This is a genomic window from uncultured Fibrobacter sp. (assembly GCF_937877005.1).
In the GTDB taxonomy this organism is placed as follows: Bacteria; Fibrobacterota; Fibrobacteria; order Fibrobacterales; family Fibrobacteraceae; genus Fibrobacter.
The window spans coordinates 25,710-35,574 of record NZ_CALEFV010000253.1 but is presented as its reverse complement, the minus strand read 5'-3'; the positions used below and the strand labels follow the sequence as shown (position 1 = coordinate 35,574).

Genomic DNA, 9,865 nt, shown 5'->3' with positions numbered 1-9,865 from the left:
CCAAGATTCTTTGCATTGGCGCGGGCTATGTCGGTGGCCCCACTATGACTGTTATCGCCGACAAGTGCCCCGATGTGAAAGTGACTGTGGTCGATATCAACCAGGCCCGTATTGATGCCTGGAATAGCGACAACCTCCCGATTTTTGAACCCGGCCTTGATGACGTGGTGAAGCGTGCCCGTGGCCGTAATCTCTTCTTTAGCACCGATATCCCCTCTGCTATCAAGGAAGCGGACATTATCTTTGTCTCTGTGAATACCCCGACCAAGACGTTTGGCCATGGTGCCGGCAAGGCTTCTGACTTGCAGTACTGGGAAAAGACGGCTCGCAACATCCTGGAAATTGCCGATGAAGGCAAGATTATTGTGGAAAAGTCCACGCTCCCGGTGCGTACCGCTGCCGCCATGGAACGAATCTTGAACTCTAACGACAAGGGCCTGCACTTTGAAGTGCTTTCTAACCCGGAATTCTTGGCGGAAGGTACCGCCATCAACGACCTTTTTGAGCCGGATCGCGTGCTTATCGGATCCCATCAGACGGAATCGGGTCTTGCCGCCTGCCAGAAACTGGTGGATGTGTATGCCCACTGGGTGCCGCGCGACCGAATCCTCACGACGAACCTCTGGAGCTCCGAGCTCACGAAATTGACCGCTAACGCCTTCTTGGCGCAGCGTATCAGCTCTATCAACTCCATTAGCGCCCTCTGCGAAAAGACCGGCGCCGACGTGGATGAAGTCGCCTACGTGATGGGCAAGGACCGCCGTATCGGTCCCAAGTTCCTGAAGGCATCCATCGGTTTCGGTGGTTCGTGCTTTAAGAAGGATATTTTGAACCTCGTGTACCTGTGCGGTTACTACGGACTGCCCGAGGTGGCCGCCTACTGGGAATCGGTGGTGAAGATCAACGAGTGGCAGACTCACCGTGTGGTGGACCGCATGCTCGAGACCATGTTCAATACTATTGCAAGCAAGAAGATTGCCGTGTTCGGTTTTGCCTTCAAGGCGAATACGGGCGATACCCGTGAAAGTCCGGCAAATCTTGTCGTTCGCGACCTGCTCGCCGAACATGCGCAGCCGGTCGTTACCGACCCGAAGGCTATTCCCGATGCCAAGCGCGACCTGAAGGACGTGATTGACCAGGTGCAGTTTGAAGAAGATCCGTACAAGGCTGCCGAGGGCGCTCATGCCGTGGTGGTCTGTACCGAATGGAAATGTTTTGCCGAACTTGACTGGTCGCGAATCTACAAGGGTATGGCGAAACCTGCGTTCGTATTTGATGGTCGTAATATTTTGGACGCCGAAGCTTTAAGGAGGATTGGCTTCGAAGTGTCCAGCATAGGCAAGGGGAAGGCGGAGTAATAATGGGGCTTGATTCAAAAACACGACAGCCTGTCCCCCTTTCTAAGGCGCAGCTGTCAATTTTGAATATTTTCAAGGAAATTAAGCCGTTCCTGGAGAATAATTCGATTCCTTATTTCCTGCTGGGTGGTTCCCTGTTGGGGGCCGTCCGTCATAAGGGCTTTATTCCCTGGGATGACGATATTGATATCGGTATCGTTCGCGATGATTACGAACGCTTTCTGGAAACGATTTCCAAGAATCTTCCGGATTATCTGGAACTGCGCTCCTATCGTGACGATTCCGACCATCACTACTATTTTTCGAGAATCGTAGACAAGCGCTTCGTAATGAGTCGCGAAGGAAGTATCGTGTCCAGGAAGGAAAACCTCTGGGTTGATATTTTCCCGCTGGACGGTATGCCGAATAATTGGCTAATGCGCCGCATTCATATGATTCGCCTGCTGTGGGTTCGCCTTTGTTACCATGTTGCCTGCTTCGACAAAGTGAATCTGAAACGCCCGCATCGTCCTCTGTCTGAACGCGTCATTATTGCGCTAGTCAAGAATGTTCATTTGGGTGGCCATCGCGACTACAAAAAATGGCTTGTGAAATTGGATAGCCTGCTCCGTAAATACAAGGTGCAGGATTCGGACTGGATTGTGAATTTCATGGGCCAGTACAAGTTCAAGGAGATGTTCCCGAAGTCCTATTACGGCAAGGGAAAGCTTTACACCTTCGAGGACATGGAACTTTTGGGCCCTGAAAACAGCGATGCGGTATTGACTCAGATGTACGGTGACTACATGAAGGAACCGGACGACTGTGATAAGAACGTTCACGACGCCTACCTTGAAGAACAGAAGGCGTAGTGATGGATGAATCCCTGCGAGCTCTGCAACTGAAGGAACTGGACTTGCTGAAATATTTCCAGCAAGTCTGTAAAGATAATCATATTGAATACTATGCCCTGGGCGGAACACTGCTGGGCGCAGTTCGTCATAAGGGCTTTATTCCTTGGGATGACGATATTGATGTCGGTATTCCGCGCCCGGATTATGAGCGCCTTTGCAAGATCTTGGAAGGCCTGCCGGAATCGAGCAATATCAAGTTCCGCTCGTACAAGAATTCCGAAGACTGCATTCGTTACTTTGGACATATTGAAGATACGACCTTCAAGGTTGTACGTCATGACAAACTGAAGGCGGAAGAAACTTTCGCCTGGATAGACTTGTTCCCGCTGGACGCCATGCCGAACAATGCCTTGCTTCGCAAGCTGAAGGTCTTTGAAGTGCTGCTGTTGCGCGCCCTGTACCGTTTTTCTTGCTTTGACCGCCTAGTCGATGTGAACAAGAAAGGGCGCCCGCTGCACGAACGAATTTTAGTGTGGATTGGTCTGCATACGCCGATCCAGAAATTATTTGATACCAAGAAATGCCTTGCCCGCTTGGAACGCGCGCTGACTGCGACTCCGTACGAAAAGTCGGATTATCTGGTGAACGCCATGGGCGCCTACAAGTTCCGCGAGATGTTCCATAAGAAGTATTACGGCAAGGGCAAAATGTATCCGTTCGAAGATACCGAAATTTGTGGCCCCGAAGATTATGACTTTGTCTGTACGCAGCTTTATGGCGACTACATGACGCCGCCTAAGGCTGATGACCGCAATCATCACGCTCTGCAGACGGTAAGCGATGACGCCTAAAGTCAGTATTGTCATTCCGGTCTATAATTCCGCAAAATATTTGCGTGAATGTATCGATAGCGTGCTTGCTCAGTCTTTTTCGGACTGGGAAGTGGTGGCAGTCGATGACGGAAGCTCGGATGATTCTCCTGCAATTCTCGATGAATATGCCGCGAAAGACGCCCGCATCAAGGTGATTCACAAAGCGAACGGCGGCGTGTCGGCGGCTCGCAACGACGGCCTTGCCGCGGCTTGCGGCGAATACGTGCTGTTCGTGGATTCGGACGATTTTCTGGACAAAGGTGCCTTGCAAGTCTCATACGAGGAAGCCTTGTGTACCGGTGCGGACGTCGTGATTACGGATCACTGGATATGGAAGGATGGTAGGCCTGAAACGGAACATCGTTTTTTTGCGAAGGAATTTGTCTTTACGGATAAGAAGGACATTTCTTCGGTCCAACGCATGGTCCTGTACAAGGGCTATTCGCCATACCCTAGCGCAAGCTGCAGCTACATGTTCTCGGCTCTTTGGTCTAAGTTGATTCGCCGGGAAATGCTAATGAAAGGGATGTTGCGCTTTTCGTCTTCCATGAAATTGTACGAAGACGGACTCTTTGCGTTGCAGGTTTTCCATGAGGCGAAAGTTGTTGCCTATAAACAGGTACTTACCTATCATTACAGGATCCTGCCTAATTCTCTTTGTCACGTTAATGAAGACCGCTTAGTCGAGGACTGCGGAAAAATTGCTTTCTACGTGAAAGAATTCATGTCCGCTAGTGGTGATATTGAAATTCTGCAAGACGCCTATTATGCGCGTATCTTATTTCTTTTAAAAAAGATGGCTTTGCGCGGATTCTTTTTTAAGGGGAGCGAAAAAAGTTTTTGGACAAGGTATAGAGCGTATGGAAAATTGCTGAAGTCAAGTCCGTATGCTGAATCGATTGTCGCTGTTCCGAAACTCAGGCTCGTTGGCAATGAGAAAAAGTTTTGCTGGCTGCTGAAATTCCGCCTGAACTTCCTGATCGCCCTAATGTATGAAATCAGGGCTCGTCTGCTTCGGTAGCCGGGGGCGAATCCCCGTCTTCTTCTAGTAGCTGCCGTTGCTTGATGTAGCCGAGCTGAACGCCTGTAAATAGGAACAGGAAAGAAGAACTGTTCCCGATAACTCCCGATAGGGTTAAAAACGCTGTGCCGGCAAAAATTAGCGCAAAGCCACCCTTGGTTTCGGGATATTTCTTCTTGTTCTTGAAGAAAATACAGAATATCCATAGCAGCAATAGGTAGTATGTAAGTAGACCGACTGCTCCGCGGTCAATCAGGAGCGTGAAGACGACGGATTCCAAGCCGCCCATGTCCTGTCCACTGCTATCTTCGGCGCGTTTTTCGCCCTTGTCATTTTCTTCAAGAATGTAGTTGGCTGTATACTTGTTTCCGTTTCCTAGAATAGGCGAGTTTTCAATCGCCATGACCGAAAAGATAAGTTGCTGGGTTCTGAAGTCTAGAGACGATCCTCGCCCTTGACCGCCCTGCTGGAAGTTGGCTAGCAGGAAGGCCATTATTGCGGAAAAGGAGATCGCGATCAGTCCGAAAACGGCAATTTTGGCAAGGATGCTAAACCGGTCGATGATGTAAATCGCAGCCCCGAAGATGGTGCATACTAGAGCGGTTCTCGAACCGCTTACGACAATGCAGACGAAAAGGAGGGAGAGTAGGAGCAAAAGCTTCGATCTGGCGATGACCTGTTGGTGGATTTGAGGAAGGTAGAATAGAAATAGGCTCATGAGCAAAGTGCCGAAGGCTGTCGGGTGCTTTGTCGTAAAGCATGTCCTGGTGCGCCAGCTTTGGCCGAGTCCCACGTCCCCGTTCAGGTCGTATAGCCCTTCGTAGAAGGGGAAAGCTGAATTGATGATTTTATAGGGATAGTTGGCGTTGAGGAGGCCTTCGAGGATTCCGAAAATGCAGATTGCGATAACGATGGGGAAGAACTTTTTAGCAAAAGAGCTTATGTCGATGTTCTTGCCGCTGATATAGGCCGCCATGATGTAGCCGAAGGTATCGATACAATCGCGGACTCCGTAATACATGTCCTTTGAGGCTATCCCCGAATTGAAGAACGCCGTGGCTGTATAGCTGAATAGGATTAGGATAATGGGGATAGATAGGGGATTCTTGAATAGGGAATCGTTAAAATTACGCCGGTCTTTCCAGTATTCAAGAAAGAGGAACATGTACAGCAGGATGTGCTGGGGTGAAATAGAGGGGTTCTTGGTGAAGAGTGCGGTTGTTGGAAATAGGATGGTTCCGACAACCAGGACAAGGAATCGGTTTTCGGAATTCTCGTATATCATGACCAAAAGAAGGCCAAAGAATGCGAGCAAGACGAGGATTCCCATACGAGTTCCTAAAAGCTATTTCTTTAGGTATTGTTTAATATCCGTAGTGCTTACGCCAGGCGTTCTAGGCAGGTAGATGACATCACAATAATCTTTGAGAAAATCGAATTTTCCTTTCCAGTCATCGCCCATGACGAATAGGTCGCAGTGGTTGTCAAGGACATCGGAAACTTTCTGCTCCCAGTTGTCTTCGCGGATAACTCGAGTGACGCAACCGAGTGCATCGATTATTTCGGCTCTTTCCTCGAAGGGGATGACGCAGGTCTTTCCTTTGATGGCATTAAATTCATCGGAGGATACTGCGACATACAGCTCGTCGGCCAAATCGGCTATCCTTTTCAGTAGACGTAAATGTCCAATATGAAAAAGATCGAAAGTCCCGTACGTTATCGCTCGCTTATATTTTTTCATATTCTGAAATATAGAAATTGTTTACGGCTGACTCGCTGCGGGCAATTCAAATACCATCATGATAGGCGAATGGTCGGAGGGGTAACGGTAACTGTCCCCGTCAAAATACATTTCGTTGAGGACTCCATAACGGTATACGGGGATGCGGGAATCCACGAAGACATGGTCTAGGTCCCATTTGCTGTTCCGATAGGGGTCAAAGTAGTTGTAGCTTTTCTTTACGATATGGGTGAACTGGGCTACATCCTTTGCATCTTTGATGCCTGGTATCGACATGAGGATTTCGTAGGGGACGGATCCCTCGACGGAGTTGAAGTCTCCGGCGGCGATATAAGGGGTGTTTGCTGCTATGGAAGGGATCCATTGGTACATGACCTTGGCGCCTTCGGTTCTGGCCGTCTTTCCGTGGTAATCGAAGTGCGTGTTGAATACGAAGAACTGGGTGCTGTCTTTTTGCAATTTTGCCCAAAGGCAGAAACGGTTGTGCTTCGAATCCCAACTTTTGCTTTTCTTTTCGGGAGTTTCGGATAGGTAGAACTTGCCCTTGTCCAAAAGCTTGAACATATCCTTCTTGATAAGAATAGGATTATGTTCCGTAGAGTCAATTTCGATGAATACATAGTCGTTCAAGAGTGGAGCGAGGTCGTCGCGTTTAGAGGCGGAACCTTCCTGCATGGCGACGATGTCGAAATCGTAGAACCGGATGACATTGGCGATGGGCTCGAACCTTTTTTTCCAGGCGTTTCCATTTTCGATGTCGGATTCGCTTTGCCACCGGATATTCCATGACGCAAAGGAAATCTTTTCCACCTTCTGCGCGTAACTTGTTCCGACCTCAACAAGAAGCAGACAGCCCAAAAGGAATGCGGAGAAATGTTTCATAAGAGAACCCTAGCCAAAGTTTTTTTCTAGAAGGTCCATGATGTTCTCGGCGAAGCTTTTGCCCTGCGGAATCTTTAGATATTTGCGGTACATTTCCTGACGGATGTTTTTTTTGAAATCTTCGCCATTTTTTCCCGAGACCATCTGCAGGAATTCTTCGACGCTAAAATCCTTCTGCGTGTAGTTCGCGTTCATTGCGGCCTTGCCAAAATTGCAGAGGATGTTGTTACGCTCGTTGCCGATATAGAGAACGGGTTTGTCTACAAATAGGTATTCTACCGTAAATGAGCCACAATCGTGGATGAGCGCATCCGATGTCTTGAACAGGTCGATGTAGTCTCCATCGACAAGGAATGTGTTGTCTGCCTTGTTCCATTCGGCGTAGTAGGCGTCGGAACGATCCTTTCCCCAGTCGGGATGCTTGTAGAGATGTTCTTTCAGATGCGGATGAGGCTTGAAGGCGAATTGGCAGTCGGGGCGGCTCTTGGCCAGCTGAAGCATCGTGTCTGCAAATTTCAGGAAGGTGCCGCAATCTGCGAGGTCGTCGCTGAGAATGGAATGATGGACTCCCCATACAATCCGTTTCAGGCTTTTGTCTTTGATTTTCCAGGGGTCGCTTTTGGCGGGGGTTGCAAACTTGTCGGCGAGGGGATACCCTACGACCTCTACGTTTCGGCCCTTGTTAAAAGCGAGTTCCTCTGCATTTTTGCGGTGGAGCTCTGATGGATAGAAAAGTTTCCAGGCGAGGTTGTGTACCTGGGCGTCGTAGGCCCACTTGTAGTTTGATATGAAAAATGCGTAGGGAACGTAACAGATGAGCGCCTTTGTAAAGTTGTAGGCGCGCATGTTTTCCATGACGCTGTTCTTGTAGGGCTGAGCGTAAAAAAGAATGTCCGGTTCAAAGTCCTTGAGACTTTCCTGAAATGGGAATCCTCTTTCGTTGCAATAGGTTTCAATCTTTTGCCGGTGCATTTCCTGAATTTCGGGAGCGTCTATGGGTCTTGCGGTAAAGATGACTCTGGGATTGTAGCGGCGATCCTGCCGCATGAACGCGAAAAGCTCATCATATTTCCAGAAGGAAACCGACATGGCGAGAAACGCCACATTGATGCGTTCCCCGCGACCGAGCTTTTGTCGGATATTTTCGATAACCTTGCGTTCGCGTTTTTCCTTGCCACAGAGAAGAACGCGGTCCTTGATGCGGAGCGTGTTTTGGAGGTCCCGAAGAGGTGCCGGCAAAAGATGGTAGATTCTTTTGACAAATGGATTCATGACTAGTCCTCAGGAGTAAGCAAGTCCTTGTCTAGGATGTATTCCCAGACATGCGCAGCTATTCGAGCCTGTTGCAACAGGGCGGAATCGGCCGCATTCGGTGGCAGAAAATCTTCGCCAATGAATCCCTTGACAATCTGGGTCGTGTCCCAATCTGGAACCTTGTGGCTTTTGAGGACCACAAATCCGTTGTCGTTCATGTTGCCGTAAATGTGCCTGTCGGCAAGGCGGACGGCAAAATCGGTTTGAGTGAAGGAGATTACGGGGAGGGCGAGAGAATCACGATTGACCGAAAGAATATCCTTGCCTACGAAGTGGTTTGTTGCTTCGATAGAAAGGAGGCCGAGGAGCGTTGGTGCAAGGTCCGCGTGGGAAACGGTCTTGGTGTCAATGGAGTCAACCGGAATATTGGGGCCTGCAAAAATCATGTTGGTCCAGGTTCTTCCACTGTGAGCCAGACCTACGGAGCTGTTGCGTTCCTTTTGGAGCCCGATTGCAAAGGAATGGTCCCCCGTGAGTACGATAATTGTGTTTTCGGCGCGTGGATCCTTCTCGATGGTCTCAAGAACCATGCCTACCGCACTGTCCATATAGGCGGCCAGGTGCTCGTAGCGGTCGTCATGGTACTTCGGCATCGGTCCCATGCCTTCGGGATACATGAACGGGAAATGCGTCGTGGTGCTCATCCAGTCGATGAAAACGGGCCGATCCTTGGGACGATTTTCGTATACCGTCGCGAAGCGCTTTGCCAAGGGAACATCATGGTTGATGTCGAGGTGGAAATCCGTCGAGTCGAACCATTGCTCGAATAGTGGCGTGAAGTTGTCGAAATTGGGATTTGCGGCAGGAATGACGATTCTGTAGTAACCTGCGTCCCCAAGAATTTCGGGAAGAGCCCTTGTTTTGACATGGTACCCTGCGGAATATTTTTCGGGATGGCTCCAGACGCCCTGCATCATGCCGTTCAGCCCTTCCGTAGAAGGCCAGCCGACGCTGTAGGTGTAGGGAAAGAAGATGCCGCGCTTGGACAGCTTGCAGATGTTCTTCAGTAGGGCGCAGGATTTTGGAACGCGGACATCGCCGACCCAGCCTCGCAGCGATTCAATGGTGAGGACGATGATGTCTGGCTTTTCGGATAGGGGACGGTTCTGGAAAGCCTTCAGGGATGAATCGCTAAATGTCTTGTAGAATGGGTATTGCGCATCGGGATTGCCACCGAGAAAACGGATGCCGTCTTCGTAATGGTCCGGTTTTTCGCTGTGGGTAAAGTCGTAGCTGATTTCATTGAAGACATGTACATAGAAGGGCCTGATGCGTTCGCGGCGCTGCCTTTCTTTTAGGGGGATATAATAGGCGTAGCTGATGCAGAGAATTCCGAGCAACAGGAGGGGAAGTGCGACAATTTTCTTTTGCGGAAACTTGTCCTTAAACTTTATGATGACGAACACGCCTGCGGCGATTGCTGCCAGAGTGAGCAGAACATCTAGTCCAAAGGATAGCAGCCCGCCCTTGATGATGTTTGCTAGCATGTGCGGATCGCAGGATGCGTCCATGTATGTTGCGAAGTAACCGAGGGTAAATCGTTGGTTGAGCCAACGGAGTGTCTCGTTGTCGCATAGAGTGCAGAATATGTAAAGAGTTGAAAAACCTGTATAAAGGGCGGGAAATAGAGCCTTAGGAGCTTTCTTGAACAGTATGGCGGCAAGGGAAAAAAGTGCACCTGCAATGGCGAGCGTTCCTGCATCGGCAGCGATTGTTCTGACGATAAAGGTTAAGACACCTGATTCCGCTAGGACGCTTCCGTTTGGTGTTGGTAAAAAGTACAGCAGGAGAATGGCTACGAAACGGATTGCTACAAAGATTGAAAATAATATGGGCATGCTTGC

Annotated in this window: 9 protein-coding genes; 4 read left to right on the top strand and 5 right to left on the bottom strand. The window is 49.5% G+C overall.

The window, feature by feature from the left end; translation table 11 throughout:
• The 4 genes from Q0628_RS11310 to Q0628_RS11295 all read left to right on the top strand — a co-directional run.
• Nucleotides 1-1,358: nucleotide sugar dehydrogenase (locus tag Q0628_RS11310; RefSeq protein ID WP_298771075.1), on the top strand; the 1,358-nt coding region annotated here is incomplete at its 5' end.
• 62 nt (nucleotides 1,359-1,420) lie between these two features.
• Nucleotides 1,421-2,209 carry a phosphorylcholine transferase LicD gene (locus Q0628_RS11305; protein ID WP_298771073.1) on the top strand — a complete coding sequence of 263 codons (789 nt, stop codon included), beginning with the start codon at nucleotides 1,421-1,423 and terminating at the stop codon, nucleotides 2,207-2,209.
• Between the two features lie 2 nt (nucleotides 2,210-2,211).
• Nucleotides 2,212-3,042, top strand: a complete 831-nt coding sequence (locus Q0628_RS11300; protein ID WP_298771077.1) for a phosphorylcholine transferase LicD — start codon at nucleotides 2,212-2,214, stop codon at nucleotides 3,040-3,042.
• Entirely contained in the window at nucleotides 3,032-4,084 is a 1,053-nt protein-coding gene (locus Q0628_RS11295) for a glycosyltransferase (protein WP_298771071.1), read from the top strand. Before Q0628_RS11300 ends, Q0628_RS11295 begins: the two co-directional genes overlap by 11 nt.
• On the opposite strand, the gene Q0628_RS11290 is transcribed toward Q0628_RS11295, so the two are convergent.
• The 5 genes from Q0628_RS11290 to Q0628_RS11270 are packed head-to-tail and all read right to left on the bottom strand — an operon-like array spanning nucleotide 4,062 to nucleotide 9,859.
• The gene (locus Q0628_RS11290) at nucleotides 4,062-5,414 is read right to left on the bottom strand and encodes an O-antigen ligase (RefSeq protein ID WP_298771070.1); all 1,353 of its coding nucleotides are present in this window, start codon (nucleotides 5,412-5,414) and stop codon (nucleotides 4,062-4,064) included. The genes Q0628_RS11295 and Q0628_RS11290 overlap by 23 nt on opposite strands.
• Before the next feature lie 15 nt (nucleotides 5,415-5,429).
• Nucleotides 5,430-5,825 (bottom strand): adenylyltransferase/cytidyltransferase family protein, encoded by a 396-nt coding sequence (locus Q0628_RS11285; RefSeq protein WP_298771068.1) that lies wholly within the window; start codon nucleotides 5,823-5,825, stop codon nucleotides 5,430-5,432.
• Between the two features lie 21 nt (nucleotides 5,826-5,846).
• Nucleotides 5,847-6,707 carry an endonuclease/exonuclease/phosphatase family protein gene (locus Q0628_RS11280; RefSeq protein WP_298771066.1) on the bottom strand — a complete coding sequence of 287 codons (861 nt, stop codon included), beginning with the start codon at nucleotides 6,705-6,707 and terminating at the stop codon, nucleotides 5,847-5,849.
• 9 nt (nucleotides 6,708-6,716) lie between these two features.
• Nucleotides 6,717-7,979 (bottom strand): CDP-glycerol glycerophosphotransferase family protein, encoded by a 1,263-nt coding sequence (locus tag Q0628_RS11275; RefSeq protein WP_298771064.1) that lies wholly within the window; start codon nucleotides 7,977-7,979, stop codon nucleotides 6,717-6,719.
• A 2-nt stretch (nucleotides 7,980-7,981) separates the two neighbouring features.
• Nucleotides 7,982-9,859 carry a sulfatase-like hydrolase/transferase gene (locus Q0628_RS11270; protein WP_298771062.1) on the bottom strand — a complete coding sequence of 626 codons (1,878 nt, stop codon included), beginning with the start codon at nucleotides 9,857-9,859 and terminating at the stop codon, nucleotides 7,982-7,984.
• Nucleotides 9,860-9,865: the final 6 nt, after the last annotated feature.

Bases quoted from the DNA above. Each gene is read 5' to 3' on its own strand.
- Q0628_RS11290 (WP_298771070.1), bottom strand. From the start codon at position 5,414: ATGGGAATCCTCGTCTTGCTCGCATTCTTTGGCCTTCTTTTGGTCATG.
- Q0628_RS11275 (WP_298771064.1), bottom strand. From the start codon at position 7,979: ATGAATCCATTTGTCAAAAGAATCTACCATCTTTTGCCGGCACCTCTT.
- Q0628_RS11270 (WP_298771062.1), bottom strand. From the start codon at position 9,859: ATGCCCATATTATTTTCAATCTTTGTAGCAATCCGTTTCGTAGCCATT.
- Q0628_RS11295 (WP_298771071.1), top strand. From the start codon at position 3,032: ATGACGCCTAAAGTCAGTATTGTCATTCCGGTCTATAATTCCGCAAAA.
- Q0628_RS11280 (WP_298771066.1), bottom strand. From the start codon at position 6,707: ATGAAACATTTCTCCGCATTCCTTTTGGGCTGTCTGCTTCTTGTTGAG.
- Q0628_RS11300 (WP_298771077.1), top strand. From the start codon at position 2,212: ATGGATGAATCCCTGCGAGCTCTGCAACTGAAGGAACTGGACTTGCTG.
- Q0628_RS11285 (WP_298771068.1), bottom strand. From the start codon at position 5,825: ATGAAAAAATATAAGCGAGCGATAACGTACGGGACTTTCGATCTTTTT.